The organism is Pseudomonas sp. SWRI111 (genome assembly GCF_014268555.1).
Classification (GTDB): domain Bacteria; phylum Pseudomonadota; class Gammaproteobacteria; order Pseudomonadales; family Pseudomonadaceae; genus Aquipseudomonas; species Aquipseudomonas hamedanensis.
In genome coordinates this window covers 26311-43598 of record NZ_JABWQQ010000028.1, presented here as the reverse complement: position 1 = coordinate 43598, position 17288 = coordinate 26311, and the positions used below count along the sequence as shown (strand labels likewise).

Annotated in this window: 15 protein-coding genes; 8 read left to right on the top strand and 7 right to left on the bottom strand. The window is 60.7% G+C overall.

Annotated features, from left to right (window positions below):
- Window positions 1–131: 131 nt before the first annotated feature.
- The 4 genes from HU755_RS24165 to HU755_RS24150 form a co-directional block, all read right to left on the bottom strand.
- Window positions 132–1175 (bottom strand): ABC transporter substrate-binding protein, encoded by a 1044-nt coding sequence (locus HU755_RS24165; protein WP_186550928.1) that lies wholly within the window; start codon window positions 1173–1175, stop codon window positions 132–134.
- A 48-nt stretch (window positions 1176–1223) separates the two neighbouring features.
- Window positions 1224–2348 (bottom strand): ABC transporter ATP-binding protein, encoded by a 1125-nt coding sequence (locus HU755_RS24160; protein WP_186637315.1) that lies wholly within the window; start codon window positions 2346–2348, stop codon window positions 1224–1226.
- Window positions 2349–2686: 338 nt separating this feature from the next.
- Window positions 2687–3316 carry a response regulator transcription factor gene (locus HU755_RS24155; protein ID WP_116028308.1) on the bottom strand — a complete coding sequence of 210 codons (630 nt, stop codon included), beginning with the start codon at window positions 3314–3316 and terminating at the stop codon, window positions 2687–2689.
- A gap of 84 nt (window positions 3317–3400) precedes the next feature.
- Window positions 3401–5797: a transporter substrate-binding domain-containing protein gene (locus HU755_RS24150; protein WP_186637314.1), complete on the bottom strand. Its 2397-nt coding sequence runs from the start codon at window positions 5795–5797 to the stop codon at window positions 3401–3403.
- A gap of 74 nt (window positions 5798–5871) precedes the next feature.
- On the opposite strand from HU755_RS24150, the gene HU755_RS24145 reads away from it, so the two are divergent.
- Window positions 5872–6861, top strand: coding sequence for an alpha/beta hydrolase family protein (locus HU755_RS24145; protein ID WP_186550925.1), 990 nt, complete (start codon window positions 5872–5874; stop codon window positions 6859–6861).
- Between the two features lie 123 nt (window positions 6862–6984).
- Here the strand turns inward: HU755_RS24145 and HU755_RS24140 are convergent, their stop codons facing one another.
- The 3 genes from HU755_RS24140 to HU755_RS24130 are packed head-to-tail and all read right to left on the bottom strand — an operon-like array spanning window position 6985 to window position 9441.
- A complete protein-coding gene (locus HU755_RS24140) occupies window positions 6985–7752 on the bottom strand; it encodes a TerB family tellurite resistance protein (RefSeq protein ID WP_186637313.1) in 768 nt (255 codons plus the stop codon).
- Between the two features lies 1 nt (window position 7753).
- Complete coding sequence (gene murU, locus HU755_RS24135) at window positions 7754–8425, bottom strand: N-acetylmuramate alpha-1-phosphate uridylyltransferase MurU (protein ID WP_186637312.1); 672 nt, start codon at window positions 8423–8425, stop codon at window positions 7754–7756.
- Window positions 8422–9441: an aminoglycoside phosphotransferase family protein gene (locus HU755_RS24130; protein ID WP_186637311.1), complete on the bottom strand. Its 1020-nt coding sequence runs from the start codon at window positions 9439–9441 to the stop codon at window positions 8422–8424. Before HU755_RS24130 ends, murU begins: the two co-directional genes overlap by 4 nt.
- A gap of 130 nt (window positions 9442–9571) precedes the next feature.
- On the opposite strand from HU755_RS24130, the gene HU755_RS24125 reads away from it, so the two are divergent.
- The 7 genes from HU755_RS24125 to glpE all read left to right on the top strand — a co-directional run bounded on the left by HU755_RS24125 (window position 9572) and on the right by glpE (window position 17208).
- Window positions 9572–12373, top strand: coding sequence for an LPS-assembly protein LptD (locus HU755_RS24125; RefSeq protein WP_186637308.1), 2802 nt, complete (start codon window positions 9572–9574; stop codon window positions 12371–12373).
- A complete protein-coding gene (gene surA, locus HU755_RS24120; RefSeq protein ID WP_186550920.1) occupies window positions 12348–13670 on the top strand; it encodes a peptidylprolyl isomerase SurA in 1323 nt (440 codons plus the stop codon). Before HU755_RS24125 ends, surA begins: the two co-directional genes overlap by 26 nt.
- Window positions 13667–14656, top strand: a complete 990-nt coding sequence (gene pdxA / locus HU755_RS24115; RefSeq protein ID WP_186637305.1) for a 4-hydroxythreonine-4-phosphate dehydrogenase PdxA — start codon at window positions 13667–13669, stop codon at window positions 14654–14656. The genes surA and pdxA overlap by 4 nt, the downstream gene beginning before the upstream one ends.
- Entirely contained in the window at window positions 14653–15471 is an 819-nt protein-coding gene (gene rsmA, locus HU755_RS24110) for a 16S rRNA (adenine(1518)-N(6)/adenine(1519)-N(6))-dimethyltransferase RsmA (RefSeq protein ID WP_186637297.1), read from the top strand. The genes pdxA and rsmA overlap by 4 nt, the downstream gene beginning before the upstream one ends.
- A 112-nt stretch (window positions 15472–15583) precedes the next feature.
- The gene (gene apaG / locus HU755_RS24105; protein ID WP_186637296.1) at window positions 15584–15964 is read left to right on the top strand and encodes a Co2+/Mg2+ efflux protein ApaG; all 381 of its coding nucleotides are present in this window, start codon (window positions 15584–15586) and stop codon (window positions 15962–15964) included.
- A complete protein-coding gene (locus tag HU755_RS24100) occupies window positions 15964–16845 on the top strand; it encodes a symmetrical bis(5'-nucleosyl)-tetraphosphatase (RefSeq protein WP_186637289.1) in 882 nt (293 codons plus the stop codon). Before apaG ends, HU755_RS24100 begins: the two co-directional genes overlap by 1 nt.
- Before the next feature lie 33 nt (window positions 16846–16878).
- On the top strand, window positions 16879–17208 hold the full coding sequence (gene glpE / locus HU755_RS24095) for a thiosulfate sulfurtransferase GlpE (protein ID WP_186637288.1): 330 nt from the start codon (window positions 16879–16881) through the stop codon (window positions 17206–17208).
- Window positions 17209–17288: the final 80 nt, after the last annotated feature.

The window sequence follows — 17288 nt, the reverse complement described above, 5'->3', positions numbered from 1 at the left end:
TAAAACCTGAGAATGCGGTTTATCTGACCCACCGAGCGGATATGGCTTTGGGGCTGCTTCGCAACCCAACGGGGATAAATCCCCTCGCCACACATTCACCCTTGCCATTTCCCGTACAGGTAAGAAAGTGGTTATTTCGCCGCCCAGGAATTAAAGCGCTGTTCCAGCTGCTCGCCGTTGTCAGCCCAGAAGCTGACGTCGATCTGCACCTGGTTGGCGATGTTTTCCGGGGTGGTCGGCATGTCTTTCAGGACATCCTTGGCCAGCAGCGGCACTGCCTGGGTGTTGGCCGGGCCGTAGGCGATGTTTTCCGAGTAGGTCTTCTGCTGCTGCGGCTGCACCGAGAAGGCGATGAATTTCTTCGCCGCTTCGGCGCGCTTGGCGTCCAGGCCTTTAGGGATCGCCCAGGCGTCGAAGTCGTAGATGCCGCCGTTCCACACCACTTTCAGGTTGGATTCTTTCTGCACGGCGGCGATACGACCGTTGTAGGCCGAACTCATGACCACATCACCAGAAGCGAGGTATTGCGGCGGTTGCGCGCCGGCTTCCCACCACTGAATGCTTGGCTTGAGCTCATCGAGTTTTTTGAATGCGCGATCCTGACCGTCCTTGCCGGCCAGCACCTTGTAGACGTCTTTTGGCGCCACGCCATCGGCCATCAACGCGAATTCAAGGGTGTACTTGGCGCCTTTACGCAGGCCACGCTTGCCCGGGAATTGCTTGGTGTCCCAGAAATCCGCCCAACTGGTCGGTGCGGTTTTCAGCTTGTCGGCGTTGTAAGCAAGCACAGTCGACCAGACGAAGAAACCGACGCCGCACGGCTGAATGGCGCCTTTGACGTAGTCTTCGGTTTTGCCGAACAGGGCCGGGTCAAGTTGCTCGAACATGTCTTCGTCGCAACCACGGGACAGCTCTGGCGATTCAACTTCTACCAGGTCCCATGACACGCTCTTGGTGTCGACCATGGCTTTGACCTTGGCCATTTCGCCGTTGTACTCGCCGGCAACAATCTTGCCATTGCCCGCCGCTTCCCACGGGGCATAGAAGGCTTTGACTTGCGCCGCCTTGTTCGCCCCGCCAAACGACACCACGGTCAAATCCGGGCCGGCGGCCATCGCGCCGGTCGCACCCATCAGGCCCAGAGTCAGGGCGGTGAACTTCAGGGATCTCAACATTTATTGTTCTCTCCACGTGCAGGGTTGGTGTTGGTATTGCCGGGGCGCTTAGTGCGCCTCTAAAAGAGGATCGAGCGCGCGAACGTGCTCGACCTGCCAGCCAAGCGGTACCACGTCACCGACGCTGAGCGCTGGATCGAGCTCGGCAATCGGTTGTTTCACGAAGAAGTCGGTCTTGCCGCAGACTTCCAGGCGCACCCGGACGTGGTCGCCCAGATAGATGAATTCCGCCACCCTCCCTGAGAAGCGGTTGACACATTGATCGCTGGAGCCGTTGAGGCTGACGCGTTCAGGACGAATCGACAGCGTGACTGGCTCACCGGTCTGGCCGACGTTGACCGCCAGCGCCTCGACCTTTTCGCCGCGGCCCAACTCGACCACGCAGCGCTCGCCGCTCTGGCTGAGCAGGCGCCCGTTGAGGCGGTTGTTCTCGCCGATAAAATTGGCGACGAAGGTGTTTTTCGGTTCTTCGTAAAGCGTGCGCGGCGGCGCAATCTGCTGGATCTCGCCCTGATGGAACACCGCGACACGATCAGACATGGTCAGCGCTTCACCCTGGTCGTGGGTCACATAGACCACGGTCACGCCGAGGCGCTGGTGCAGGTGTTTGATCTCCATCTGCATGTGTTCGCGCAGTTGTTTGTCGAGCGCGCCCAGCGGTTCGTCCATCAACACCAGTTGCGGTTCGAACACCAGCGCACGGGCCAGCGCCACACGTTGCTGCTGCCCACCGGACAACTGCGCCGGATAGCGCGAAGCGAACGCGTCGAGCTGGACCATGCTGAGGACTTTCTTCACCCGGTCGCTGACGTCGCTTTTGTTCAGGCCACGGACGGTCAGCGGGAAGGCGAGGTTCTCGGCCACGGTCATGTGCGGGAACAGTGCGTAGTTCTGAAACACCATGCCGATGTCGCGCTTGTGCGGTGGCACGTTGTTGATCGAGCGCCCGGCCAGGAGGATTTCTCCGGCAGTCGGCGTCTCGAAACCGGCGAGCATCATCAGGCTGGTGGTCTTGCCGGAACCGGACGGCCCGAGCAGGGTAAGGAACTCGCCTTTGCGAATGTCCAGGTTAAGGTCTTTGACGATCAGGTTCTCGCCGTCGTAGCTCTTCTGCACTCCACGAAAGCTGACCAGCACATCACCGGCCCCTGCGTTTGAATCGACCTGGCTCATACCCGCACCTTTGTTGTTGATGACTGCTTGTTCATCAAGCCTAGTGGCTGGCAGCGGCCACGCAAATCGGGGCGCAGGAGAGAATCGCTTAAGCGCGATGGAAGATTGGGGGTAGGGATTGCCCTACAAGGATGGCGCTAATGGATAAGGCAGTGGCAAGTGGCGAGCTGCAAGCCGCAAGCAAGGGCAAAAGCGTCTGTCGTGAATGGATATGCCCGCACGCAAATCCCCTGTAGGAGTGAGCCTGCTCGCGATAGCGGTAGGTCAGTCGCTGAATTGTTTTCAGAAAGGACGCTATCGCGAGCAGGCTCACTCCTACAGTTTGATCGCGGTGATGCTCAGAGGAGTTTATGTTCCATCGCATATTTCACCAGCTCAGCCAATGAAGTGATGTTGAGCTTCTGCATCAGCCTTGCCTTGTGCGTGCTGATGGTCTTGCTGCTCAGGGCCAGTTGCTGGGCGATGTCATTGACGTTGGCGCCCTGGGCCAGTCGTTCGAACACCGAGAACTCGCGCTCGGACAGCAAAGAATGCAGGGGGCGCGCGTCAGTCAACCCGACTTCGAAGACCATGCGATCGGCCAGATCCGGATCGATGTAACGCCCGCCCGCCGCCACTTTACGAATGGCTGTGAGCAACAGCGCCGGATCGCTGTCCTTGGTCGCATACCCGGCCGCGCCGACCTTCAGTGCGCGGGCGGCCATCTGCGCTTCGTCGTGCATCGACAACACCAGAATCGCCGGCGGGTTGTTCAGTGCGCGGATACGCGGGATCGCTTCCAGGCCATTGACCCCGGGCATTGAGATGTCCAGCAACACCACTTCACAGGGCACGCTGCGCAGGGTTTCGAGCAGTTGCTCACCATTGCTCGCCTCACCCACCACTTGCAGGTCCTTGGCCAGGCCGATCAATTGCTTGATGCCCTCGCGAACGATGGTGTGGTCTTCGGCTACCAGTACACGGATCACAGTTTTCTCCAGATTTCAGGTACACACCCATTCCTGTAGGAGTGAGCCTGCTCGCGATAGCGTCAGCCCAAACACCACAGACTTTCAGACCTCACTCACCGGCACCCGCACCACCAGACTGGTGCCCTCCCCCGGCTCACTCACAAGCTCCAGCCGCCCGCCCATGATCAGCACCCGCTCACGCATGCCAACCAATCCAAACGACGTCGGCCGCCCCTCGGCAACGACAAATCCTACGCCATCGTCGCTGACCGTCAGGCACAATTCATCGCCCGCAAGCTCCAGCGTCAATTCCACGGTATGCGCCTGGGCATGACGCATCACATTGGTCAGCGCCTCCTGCAGAATCCGGAACAGCCCCACCGCTTTGGCATCGCTAAGCGCCGGCAGGTTATCCGGCACCCGCACCAGACACGGAATCTGCGTGCGCGCTTCAAAACGTCGCGCCTGCCACTCGATTGCCGAGGCAATCCCGGCGTCCAGAATCGGTGGCCGCAGCGCGGTTGCTACATCACGAACCAACTGAAACAGCTGCGCGATCAGGCGCTTCATGCTGTTGAGCCGTTCGTTCAGACCCGGATCGAGTTGCGCATAAGCCAGTTCGCACATCGACGTTTCCAGTTTCAGCACGGTCAGCATCTGCCCCAGTTCATCATGGACCTCACGAGCGATACGCGCCTTCTCTTCTTCACGCACGCTCTCAAGGTGCGCCGACAGCTCGCGCAATTGCTCGCGCGAGGCGGCCAGCTCCAGTTCGATGCGTTTGCTTTCGCTGATGTCCCAGACGATGCCGTCCCACACGTAAGCGCCATCTTCCAGTTGTCGGGTGATTGCCTTGATCTCCGCCCAGCGCTGTTCGCCATGGCGCGTGACGATGCGGCCCTGCCACGACCAGTCGCTGTCGGTGTCCAGTGCCTGATCCTGGGTGCGGTGATAACTGGCCTTGTCGTCGGGGTGCACCAGACTGCGCAGGCCCATGTCACGATGGGCGATGACTGCGGGCGCGTAGCCGACCAGACTTTCGCTGCCTTCGCTGATGTAGGCAAAATCGATCTGTCCGGTGACCGGCGCCCGCTCCAGTCGAAACACCAGGCCGGGGACGTTGGCGGCGATGCCTTGCAGCCGCGCCTCACTTTCCTGCAACGCGGCAAGTGCACGGCGGCGGTCGGTGACGTCGGTGAGGTAGACCACCAGATATTCGCTGTCGCGAAAGCGCAGAAAGCTCAGGGATACGTCCGCTGGCAATACGCTGCCATCGGCGCGCAGGCAACTGGTTTCGAAGCTCAGCGGCCCCTCTTCACTGGCCCGCGCACGCTTCCACAGATTGAGCCAGCGGTCCATGTGCAGGCCGGGTTCGAAGTCAATCAGCGGCCGTTCGATCAACCCGCCCGAGGGATAACCAAGCATGTTTTCCGCCGCCCGATTGGCGTAGCGCACATGACTGTCCCAGTTGACCCAAAGGATGCCGACAGTGCTTTGATCGATGGAAAACTGCGTCAGCCGCAACGCCTCTTCGCTGGCCGCCCGTAGCGCAATGTCTTCGCGTGCACTGAGCAAGCGCTGTTCGAGGCTGTGCTGCTGGCGCCGCTGCCAGAACACGATCGCCACGCAACTGAGCAGCATCACCGCGAACAACAGGCTGAGGTTTTGCCAGAATCCCGGTGATTCGGCGAGCCGTGGGTATTTCGGCTGTAGCCATTGGTTATGCAGTTGCTCCAGATCCTTGGCCGGGATTGCGCGCAAGGCACTCTGGACGATGCCGACCAACTCCGGCCAGTCGCGCCGCGAGGCCACACGCAGCAATTGCGGCAGGCCGATATCACCGACCACCACCAGTTCGGCGAATTCCGGCTCTACCGACAGGCGCCCCAACTGCGCTTCGTCGACCACCGCGTACGCCGCCTGCTGACTCAACAGCAATTGCAACGCCTGGCGTTCCAGCGGCACACCTTGCAGATTCAGATGTGGATAGTTGCTGCGCAGATAATCGGCGGTGGTGCTTGGCATGCGCACGGCGACGCGGGTCTGGCTGTCGAGTTTTTCCAGATCGACCGCGCCGCTGCTTTTGCGGTCGCTGACCACCAGTTGCGGCACGCGCATGTACGGATCGGAAAACTGCCAGAGGCGCAGCGCGCCCGGGGTCTGGCTCAGACCCGGGGCGATGTCGATTTCGCCTTCGCGCAAAGCAGCCTCCAACTGCCCGAGATCCTGAAAGTTGCGCCAGCTCAGTTCCACGCCCAAGGTTCTGGCGAGCAATTTCATCAGCTCGACGTTGGCCCCGGACAATCGCTGCAAGCGTCGATCGTAAGTCGCGTAGGGCGCCTGCAAGACCAGGCCGACGCGCAACTCAGGGTGCTGCGCCAGCCATTGCTGCTGGTCTGGCGTCAGTTGCGCGACATGTGCCGGTGGCGCAGGCGCCGCCCAGCCCATCAAGGGAAGCCACAAACAGCCGATAACCCACAGGCAGCAAAATCGCTTCATTGAAGTCTCGTACACTGACAAATTCTGACCAACCCATTAGGCTGCCGGGATACATTTCTGGCCTGGAATAACCGATGCCCTCTGTCTATCGCCTGGCAATGCCAGCATTGTGCCTGTCGCTGATCCTGCCTTGTGCGTTTTCCGTCAGCGCCGCTGACCCGGCACCTGCCCCCGCGGCGGAAAAACCCGCCGAAGAACAACCCGTCGAACGTCAGCCACTGCTTGAGCGTAGTCAGGAAGAAGCGGCGGCACTGCAACGTAAGGTGCCGGCGCAGGAACAGCAACAACTGCAAGCAGGCAGCGAGACATTTCTGGCCCTGTGGAAGCAGGCCAACACCGCCGAACCGAAAGGCGCGGTGATTATCGTCCCCGGTGCCGGCGAAACCGCTGACTGGCCGCAGGCTATCGGCCCGTTGCGGCAAAAACTGCCGAACGCGCAGTGGAGCAGCCTGAGCATCACCCTGCCTGACGTGCAAGGCGACGCCATCGCCCCGCGCGTGGTCGAACCCGCCGCCGCGCCGAAAGCCCCGGAAACCGCAAGCAAGGACGCCACCACCGCGCAGCCGATCGAACAAGCCGCTGGCGGTGAAGCGGAAGTCGCCGAACAGGTGGTGGCCGAAACTGTCGAGGAACACGCCAAAGCCGATGCCGAGCGCATTTTTGCGCGGATCGATGCGGCCATCGCCTACGCCGAACAGCAGAGTGCGCGCAGCATCGTCGTGCTCGGTCATGGCACCGGCGCCTATTGGGCGGCGCGTTTTCTGAGCGAACGACAAACTGCGCAGGTGGAAAAGCTGGTCATGGTCGATGCACAGACGCCGGCCAAGGCCCTGCCGCCGCTGGCGGAACTGACACCGACATTGAAGCTGCCGACGGTGGATATTTTCTACATGGACAAAGCGCTGGATCGCAACGCGGCGCTGGAGCGCATGCAGGCGAGCAAGCGCTTGAAGACCTCGGCGTTCAGCCAGGTGGCGCTGAAGGTGTTGCCGGACAAGAACGCTGAGCAGGAGCAATTGTTTCGGCGGGTGCGGGGCTGGTTAAGTCCTCAGGCTGTTGACTGACTTTCAGACCGAGTCGCCTGCTTCGCGAGCAAGCTCGCTCCCACATTGAATTGTGTACATAGATCCAATGTGGGAGCGAGCTTGCTCGCGAAGGGGCCAGCACAAACGATATCCATCTACCGCCTAACGAAAATCCCGCCGCTCCCGAATCAGCGTATAGGCGCTATGCAACTCGCGCGTACGCTCCGTCGCCTCACGCACCTGCGCCGGCGTCGCGCCACTGCCGGCAATCTTGTCCGGATGATGACGACTGAGCAAACGCCGATAAGCACGCTTGATCTGCGCCGGCTCACTGCCCGCCGAGACCCCGAGCAGTTTCAGCGCCTCCTGATAGCTCACTGCCGCGCTGACAATTGGCCGTTTGCCCGGCTCGTAATCGCTGGCCAGCGCTTGCACCTGCTGCGGCGTCCAGCCCAGCCACTTGCCCCACTGCGCCAGCAACTCCCGCTCGCTGACCCCGGCACGACCGTCGGCCCAGACCATCCGCCAACAAGCGCGCAACACGCCTTCCGCCGCGTGGGGCTGTGCACTCAGGCGGCGCAGATAACCTCGCAAATGATCGCTGCCTGACTTGCCACGATTGAACGCGGCGATCGCCCGACGTGTCGCCGGCTCGCTCATTTCCAGCGCGCGCATCTCATTGCGTGCCTGCTGAATGTGCCCATCGGTGACGCGTCCGTCGCTCTTGGCGAGTCGCCCAAGTAACACGAACAGCAATTCGTCGTTGCGCAGCATCGGCCGACCGCCGAGTCTTTCTCGCAAATGCCCCCAGCTCTGCAGGTGCAGGCGCCGGTCCAGCGCCTGCCCCAACAATGCCCCAAGCATGGCCCCCGGAATGCTGGCAATGGCAAAACCCGCTCCGGCTCCAATCAGAGTCCCTGGCCACAACATGTCAGCGACTCGCTTCTATCAAGGCTTCGGCTTCGGCCAGACGCTCATGGGTACCGACATCCACCCAGTGACCTTTCAGCCGCTCGCCTGTCACTTCGCCGTCGGCCATGGCCTTGCGCAATAAAGGCGCGAGTTTGAAAGCGCCCTCGCTGCAGCCATCGAACAACTGCGGGTGGAGCACGGCGATGCCGCTGTAGGTCAGGGTCTGTGCATCAGGCTCGCCGTCCTGCACTTTGCCGTCGATCAGCGTGAAATCACCGTTCGGGTGATGCGCCGGATTGTCCGCCAGCACCAGATGCGCCAGGCTGTTGATCGGCTGGTGCAACACGCTGAAGTCGTAATCGGTCCAGATGTCGCCGTTGACCACCACAAACGCATCGTCACCGAGCAACGGCAGCGCCCGGAAGATTCCACCGCCGGTTTCCAGCGGCTCGCCTTCGGGTGAGTACTGAATGCTCAGGCCAAACCGCGAGCCATCACCGAGGTAATCCTCGATCTGCTGACCCAGCCAGGCGTGGTTGATCACGATGTCGTTGAAGCCTGCGGCCGCGAGAGCCCGCAGGTGATATTCAATCAACGGCACGCCACCGGCACGCACCAGGGGTTTCGGCGTGGTCAGGGTCAGCGGGCGCATGCGCTCGCCTTTGCCCGCCGCCAGAATCATTGCCTTCATGCCGTCGCTCCAGCACGCAAGCTGCTGAACAACGCTTGCAGTTCCGCCAGTTCGGGACGCCGGGCGATCACCGCGTCTATATAAGAGAAGAAGCGCGGCACGTCCGCCAGATAGCGTGGCTTGCCGTCGCGGTGGCAGATGCGCGCGAAGATACCGATGACTTTCAGATGGCGCTGCACGCCCATCAAATCGCTGGCGCGCAGGAAGTCTTCGAAATCCGCCTGCACGGGAATATCCAGCGCCGACGCTTGCTGCCAATAACTTTCCAGCCAGCCGCGCACACGTTCTTCAGGCCAACTGAGGAAGGCGTCCTTGAACAGGCAGGTCACGTCATAAGTCACCGGACCATAGACCGCGTCCTGAAAATCCAGCACGCCAGGATTCGGCTCGCTGATCATCAGGTTGCGCGGCATGTAGTCGCGGTGCACCAGCACTTTGGGCTGCGCCAGGGCGCTGTTGATCAACAGCTCACTGATGCGCTGCCACTGTTGCTGTTGGGTCGCATCGAACTCGACGCCCAGCTCGCGCTTGACGTACCACTCGGGAAACAACTCCAGCTCGCGACGCAGCAAGGCAACGTCATAACCGGGCAGCGGCGCCACCATCGGCAATTGCTGAAAAGCCAACAGCGCTTGCAGGGCATCGTGAAATAACGCGTCGGCATTTTCGCCGTCGATCACGTCCAGATACGTCTTGTTGCCCAAGTCGTTGAGCAAAAGAAATCCGCGTTCGAGGTCTTCGGCGTAAATTTTCGGCACATTAATTCCGGATTTCGCCAGCAAAAAGGCGATATCCACGAACGGTTTGCAGTTTTCCTGCGGTGGCGGCGCGTCCATCACGACGAAGCTGCGACCGTCGCCCTCCCAGCGGAAGTAGCGGCGGAAACTCGCGTCGCTGCTGGCCGCGGTCAACGTGGCCGGGGGCACGGGGCCCCAGCCCTGCTCGGCAAACAACTTTGCCAACTGCTCATCGAGCCAAACTTTCAGGTGTTGCAAGCGTACATCTTGGTCAGGCATTGCAAGGGTCTCCGACGGCGCTAGCCGTCAAGCGGGTCATGCTTTATTATCCAGCATCTTTTTCAGACCATCGAGAGGCGTGCGGCCCACACCGCGGGCAGATGGCACGCAGGAAGCCCGGACTAATAAGATGGCATTGAAATCCCCCGCGTTTCGTAAAAAATTTCCGTTGTTGGTAACCGGCAGTCTGCTGGCTATGCAACCTCTGGCCAGTCCATTCGTTGTTGCCGCCGAGCAGTATGACTGCTCCGTCTCGGCGACGGGTGGCTGGGACTGTGCACCCAAATCACCCGCCGCGGCGTTGCCGCCGCGTCCGGTGCATGACGGCAGTGCCATCAGTTCCACTGGCGAGGCTCCAGCCGACAGCGGCTCGGTTGCCGACACAGGGCCGAAAACGGCGCTGGTCACCGAAGCCAAGGGCCGTGGCCTGAAATCCCGTAGCGAAGACTACAGTCACCTCGACTGGGTTCCGCGCGAGAAGCTCACCGCCGCCCAACTGGCCGAGACCGGTCCTTATTGCTCCGGTGCCTATATCGAACCGGTTCGTCCTGGCATGAATGACAAGACGAACAAAAGCGATGCTCCGACCTTTATCGGCGCAAAAGCCTCGCGCTATAACACCGATGATCAAGTCGGCACGCTGGCTGGTGATGTCGTCCTGCGTCAGGGCAGCATGCAGGTCGAATCCGACGAGGCCAGCCTGTACCAGGCCGAGAGCCGCGCCGAGCTCAACGGTGACGTGCGCATCCGCGACAACGGCGCGCTGATCGTCGGCGACCACGCCGATGTCCAGCTCGACACCGGTGAAGCCAAGGTCGACAACGCCGAATACGTGATGCACAAATCGCGCATCCGCGGTAGCGCGCTGTACGCCAAGCGCGCCGAAAACGCGATCATCCGCTTGAAGGACGGCACGTACACCACGTGCGAACCGAACAGCAATGCGTGGCAGCTCAAAGGCAACAACATCACGTTGAACCCGGCCACCGGTTTCGGTACCGCGACCAACGTGACCTTGCGCGTCAAAGACATTCCGATTCTGTACACGCCATACATTTACTTCCCGATCGACGACCGTCGCCAGTCGGGCTTCCTGCCGCCGACCATCGGTTCGGGCAGCGACACCGGCTTCATGCTGGTCACGCCGTACTACTTCAACCTGGCGCCGAACTATGACGCCACGTTGTATCCGCGTTACATGAGCAAGCGCGGCATGTTGGTGGAAGGCGAGTTCCGTTACCTGACCAAGTCGAGTGAAGGTCAGTTTGGTGCGGCGTACCTCAACGACGAGAACGACGATCGCAAGCGCCAGTCCGATTACAGCGAGACTCGCTACATGTACAACTGGCAGCACAAGGGCGGTCTCGACTCCCGCTTGCTGACCGAAGTCGATTACACCAAGATCAGCGATCCGTATTACTTCCAGGATTTGCAGACCGATCAGATTGGTGTGAAAAGTTCTGACTATGTGAATCAGCAGGGCGCGGTCACCTACCGTGGTGACAGCTATACCGCACGCCTGAATGCTCAGCAGTACCAACTGGCGACTGTTTCGAACATCACGCCTTATGGTCGTTTGCCGCAGATCACCTTCAATGGTCAACTGCCGTATCACCCGGAAGGTCTGAATTTCGATTACGAGACCGAGCTGGTACGTTTCGACCGTGACCTGCGCAGCGGCACGTTTGTACAGGAAGACGGCATCACCACCGAGCCGCGCCTGGACAATAATATTCAAGGCCTCGCTCGCGCCAATGGCGACCGTTTGAATCTGAAACCGGGTGTAAGCCTGCCGATGAACTGGACGTATGGTTTCCTCAAGCCATCCTTGAAGTATCAGTACACTCAGTACCAGCTTGACCTGGACAACACCGGTAAATCGCAGATCGATGTGATGACCGCAGAGCAGAAAAAGCTCAACGGCGAATTCGACAGCAACCAGAACCGCGGCGTACCGATCGCCAGCATCGATGGTGGCCTGTACTTCGACCGCAATACCTCGTATTTCGGCAAGAACTACCGCCAGACTCTGGAACCACGCCTCTTCTATCTCTACGTACCTGAGGTCGACCAGGAAGACATTCCGGTATTCGACACCAGCGAGTACACCTTCAACTACGCCTCGTTGTTCCGCGACAACCGCTTCTCCGGCGCAGACCGTGTCGGCGACGAGAACAAATTGTCGCTGGGTGTGACCAGCCGCTGGATCGAAGACAACGGTTTCGAGCGTCAACGCATCAGTGTCGGTCAGGCTCTTTACTTCAAGGACCGCGAAGTTCAATTGCCTGGTATCGCTTTCAAGGATCGTGATGACGCGAAATCCAACGTCTCGCCTTATGCGCTTGAATACGAGTACCGCTGGAACCGCGACTGGCGCACCACCGCCGACTACAACTGGGACCCGGACAGCCACAGCCCGCGTTCCGGCAGCGCGATGTTCCACTACCAACCGGAAGACAACCCGAACAAGGTTATCAACGCCGGCTATCGCTATCGCAATGACCAGGTCCGTTTCGACCAGAACACCGGTAAATGGAGTGTGGGCGGCGGTGATTACGGAACCCCGGGCACCCCTGGCTACGTCAAGGACTACTACAAGATCAAGCAGCATGATTTCTCGGTCATCTGGCCGATCGTTCCGCAGTGGAACGCAATCAGCCGCTGGCAGTACGACTACAACCGCAACCGTACCCTGGAAGCCTTCGGTGGTTTCGAGTACGACAACTGCTGCTGGAAACTGCGCCTGATCAACCGTTACTGGGTTTCCTATGACGAGTTCAGCCAGGAAGCTCCGCAAAACGAAAAAGGCGACCATGGCGTCTTCCTCCAAATTGTTCTGAAGGGACTCGGCGGCCTGACTGGCGCCAAGGTAGAGAGCTTCCTCGACAAAGGCATTCAAGGTTATCGTGAACGTGAAGACCAAGCTTTCTGATTGTCTGCGCCCGGTGCTGCTGGGCGCGCTGTTCCTGGGTACGGCGGCCAACGCCGCCGTACAGTCCATCGACAAAGTGGTAGCGATCGTCGACAACGACGTGGTCATGCAGAGCCAACTGGACCAGCGCGTTCATGAAGTTCAGCAAACCATCGCCAAGCGCGGTGGCGGCTTGCCGCCACCGGGCGTGCTGGATCAGCAGGTGCTCGAGCGCCTGATCGTCGAAAACCTGCAACTGCAGATCGGCGAACGTTCCGGCATTCGCATCACCGATGAAGAACTGAACCAGGCTGTCGGCACCATCGCTCAGCGCAACAACATGACGGTTGATCAGTTTCGTGCTGCGCTGGCTCGCGATGGCCTGAACTATGACGACGCCCGCGACCAGATAAAGCGCGAAATGATCATCAGCCGTGTGCGTCAGCGCCGCGTGGCAGAACGCATTCAGGTCTCCGAGCAGGAAGTGAAAAACTTCCTCGCCTCCGACCTGGGCAAGATGCAACTGTCCGAAGAACTGCACCTGGCCAACATCCTGATCCCGACACCGGAAAGCGCCAACTCTGATGCCATTCAGAGCGCCGCGCGTCAGGCCATGGAGGTTTACCAGCAGCTCAAGCAAGGCGCCGACTTCGGTCAGATGGCCGTTGCCAAATCCGGCAGCGACAATGCGCTGGAAGGCGGCGACATGGGCTGGCGCAAAGCCGCACAACTGCCACCGCCGTTCGATCGCGAGCTGAGCAGCATGGCCGTTGGCGACATCACTCAGCCTGCGCGTACGCCGGGCGGTTTCATCATTCTGAAGCTGCTGGGCAAGCGTGGCGGTGAAGCGCAGATGCGCGATGAAGTGCATGTACGCCACATCCTGGTCAAGCCAAGTCCGATTCGCGATGAAGCCAAGACCAAGGCGCTGGTTCAGTCGCTGTATGACCGCATCACCGCTGGTGAAGATTTTGCCGAGCTGGCGAAAAACTACTCGGAAGATCCGGGTTCTGCCCTCAACGGCGGCGACCTGAACTGGATCGACCCGAACGTGCTGGTGCCGGAATTCCGCGAAGTGATGGCCTCGACCCCGCAAGGTCAGCTGTCCAGGCCCTTCCAGACCCAATACGGCTGGCACGTGCTGGAAGTCCTTGGCCGTCGCGCCACCGACAGCACCGAACAGGCCCGTGAGCAGCAGGCAATGACCGTACTGCGTAACCGCAAATACGACGAAGAGCTGCAAACCTGGCTGCGTCAGATCCGTGACGAAGCGTACGTAGAGATCAAACTCCCTGGTGCAGACCAGGCAGCGCAGTGAAACCCAAGCGTTTCGCGCTGACACCCGGCGAGCCCGCCGGCATCGGTCCCGACCTGTGCCTGCTGCTCGCCTCGCAAGCCCAGCCTCATCCCCTGATTGCCATCACCAGCCGCGACCTGCTCCTTGAGCGGGCCGCGCAGCTGGGGCTGGCCGTCAACTTGCTGGATGTCGGGCCGGACCGCTGGCCGAACGCTCCGGCGCAGGCCAACAGTCTGTACGTCTGGGATACATTGCTCAGCGCACCGGTGGTCGCCGGTCAATTGGACAAGGCCAACGCGGCTTTCGTCCTCGAGACCCTGACCCGTGCCGGCAATGGCTGCCTGAACGGCGACTTCGCCGGGATGATCACCGCGCCCGTCCATAAAGGCGTGATCAACGAGTCCGGCATCGCCTTCTCCGGTCACACCGAGTTTCTCGCTGACCTGACCCACACCGCCCAAGTGGTGATGATGCTTGCGACCCGCGGTTTGCGCGTGGCCCTGGTCACCACCCACCTGCCCTTGCGCGAGATTGCCGACGCGATCACGCCAGAGCGACTGGAACGAGTCACGCGAATCCTGCACGCCGACCTGCAAGACAAATTCGGCATCGCCCGGCCCCGCATTCTGGTCTGCGGCCTCAACCCGCACGCCGGTGAAGGCGGACACCTGGGCCATGAAGAAATCGACATCATCGAACCGACATTAGAGCGCCTGCGCGGCGAGGGCATGGACCTCCGTGGCCCGCTGCCTGCCGACACTCTGTTTACCCCCAAATATCTGGAGCACTGCGACGCAGTGCTGGCGATGTACCACGACCAGGGCTTGCCCGTGCTCAAGTACAAAGGCTTCGGCGCTGCGGTCAACGTGACGCTGGGCCTGCCGATCATCCGCACGTCCGTCGACCATGGCACTGCCCTGGATCTGGCCGGCAGCGGCAAGATCGACACCGGCAGCCTGCAAGTCGCCCTGGAAACCGCCTATCAGATGGCCGAGACCCGTTTATGACCGAGCAATACCAACACAAGGCGCGCAAACGCTTTGGCCAGAATTTCCTGCACGATGCCGGCGTAATCGACCGCATCCTGCGCTCCATCCACGCCAGGCCTGACGACCGCCTGCTGGAAATCGGTCCAGGCCAGGGCGCACTGACCCAAGGCTTGCTCGGCTCCGGCGCACAACTTGACGTGGTGGAACTGGACAAGGATCTAATCCCGATCCTCAATCAGCAATTTGCCGGCATGAACAACTTCAACCTGCATCAGGGCGATGCACTGAAGTTTGACTTCAACACGCTCAACGCCGCACCGAACAGCCTGCGCGTGGTGGGCAACCTGCCGTACAACATTTCCACGCCGCTGATTTTCCATCTGCTGAACAACGCCGGGATCATCCGCGACATGCACTTCATGCTGCAGAAAGAAGTGGTCGAGCGGCTGGCCGCAGGCCCGGGTGGCGGTGACTGGGGTCGCCTGTCGATCATGGTTCAGTACCATTGCCGCGTTGAGCATCTGTTCAACGTCGGGCCGGGCGCATTCAACCCGCCGCCGAAGGTCGACTCGGCCATCGTCCGCCTGGTGCCGCACGCCGTGCTGCCGCACCCGGCCAAGGATCACAAGTTGCTGGAGCGCGTTGTGCGCGAGGCGTTCAACCAGCGGCGCAAAACCCTGCGCAACACCCTCAAGCAATTGCTCAGCAATGCCGAGATCGAGGCCGCCGGCGTCGATGGCAGCCTGCGTCCGGAGCAACTGGATCTGGCCGCATTCGTGCGCCTGGCCGACCAGCTCGCGATACAAGTCCCGGCTGCCCCTGCCGCCGGCTGACAGACGATGAACGCTATCGGGCAGGACGCCACTCTGGTTTACTGCCCGATACTTGCCTAGACTGATTCCCCATCAGCTACGCCCCGCGTTCCGCTTCGTTAAGGCCTTTTGCATGTCCGATTCCCGTTACCAGGTCGATGTCAGCGTCGTTACCCGCTATCTGACCGAACAATCGCAACCCGAGCACAGCCGCTTCGCCTTCGCCTACACCATCACCGTGCAGAACAACGGCCAGCTCCCGGCCAAGCTGTTGTCGCGGCATTGGGTGATTACCGATGGTGACGGCCATGTCGAAGAAGTACGCGGTGAAGGTGTCGTCGGTCAGCAACCGCTGATCGCCGCTGGCGGAAGCCACACGTATACCAGCGGCACGGTGATGACCTCCAAGGTCGGCACCATGCAAGGCACCTATCAAATGCTCGCCGACGACGGCAAACGTTTCGATGCAGTCATCAAACCGTTTCGCCTCGCTGTGCCTGGGGCCCTGCACTGATGGCGACGTACGCCGTCGGTGACCTGCAGGGCTGCCTCGAACCGCTCAAGTGCCTGCTCAAGCAAGTCGCCTTCGACCCGGCGCTCGATCGGCTGTGGCTGGTCGGCGACCTGGTCAACCGTGGCCCGCAGTCGCTGGAAACCCTGCGCTTCCTCTATGGCATGCGCGGGTCTCTGGTGTGCGTGCTCGGCAACCACGACCTGCACCTGCTGGCCGCAGCGAAGAACATCGAGCGCTTGAAAAAAAGCGACACTTTGCGCGAGATCATCGAGGCGCCCGACGGCCCGGTGCTGATGGAATGGCTGCGCCAGCAAAAGCTGATGCATTACGACGAAATGCGCGATGTCGCCATGGTCCACGCTGGCATCCCACCGCAATGGTCGCTGCGCCGGGCGCTGAAGTGCGCCGCCGAAGTCGAAGCGGCCTTGCGCGATGACAATCTGTTTCCTGCCTACCTTGATGGCATGTACGGCAACGAGCCGACGAAATGGGACAACGACCTCAAAGGCATCGAGCGCCTGCGCGTAATCACCAATTACTTCACGCGCATGCGCTTCTGCACCGCCGAGGGCAAGCTTGACCTCAAAAGCAAGGAAGGCCTCGACAGCGCCCCGCCCGGCTACAAACCGTGGTTTCAGCACAAGGAGCGCAAGACCCGCGGCCTGCGCATCATCTTCGGTCACTGGGCAGCGCTCGAGGGCAATATTCACGAGCCGGGCATTTCGGCGCTGGACACCGGATGCGTCTGGGGTGGCAGCCTTACCTTGATGAACGTCGACAGCGGCGAACGCCTGTCATGCAAATGCGATGAACACGGCGGGCTTGCACCCTCGGTCGTGCCGCTTATCCCCGAATCTTCGCCAGTCGGCGCGCCGCGTTAGACTGCACTTTCAGTTGAGCAACAGGAATACGCAATGACCGAATTCAAACGAATCCCTCCAGAACAGGCCCAGGCCCTGCGTGAGAATGGGGCTGTGGTAGTTGACGTTCGTGACCCTCAGACCTATGCCGCGAATCACATTCCCGGATCTCACCACCTGGACAACCATTCGATCGCCGACTTTATCCGCAACGCCGACCTTGATGCACCGGTGGTAGTGGTCTGCTATCACGGCAACTCCAGCCAGAGCGCTGCCGGCTACCTGATCAGCCAAGGCTTCACCGACGTCTACAGCATGGACGGCGGCTTCGAGCTGTGGCGTACGATTTATCCGTCGGAAACCGCGCAAGAAGCTGCCGAATAATTTTTTTGTCACGCGCAGGCCCCGGCTCCCGTGGCCCTGCGCGCGGCAGACGAACGGTCTGCCACAACTAATTACGTATC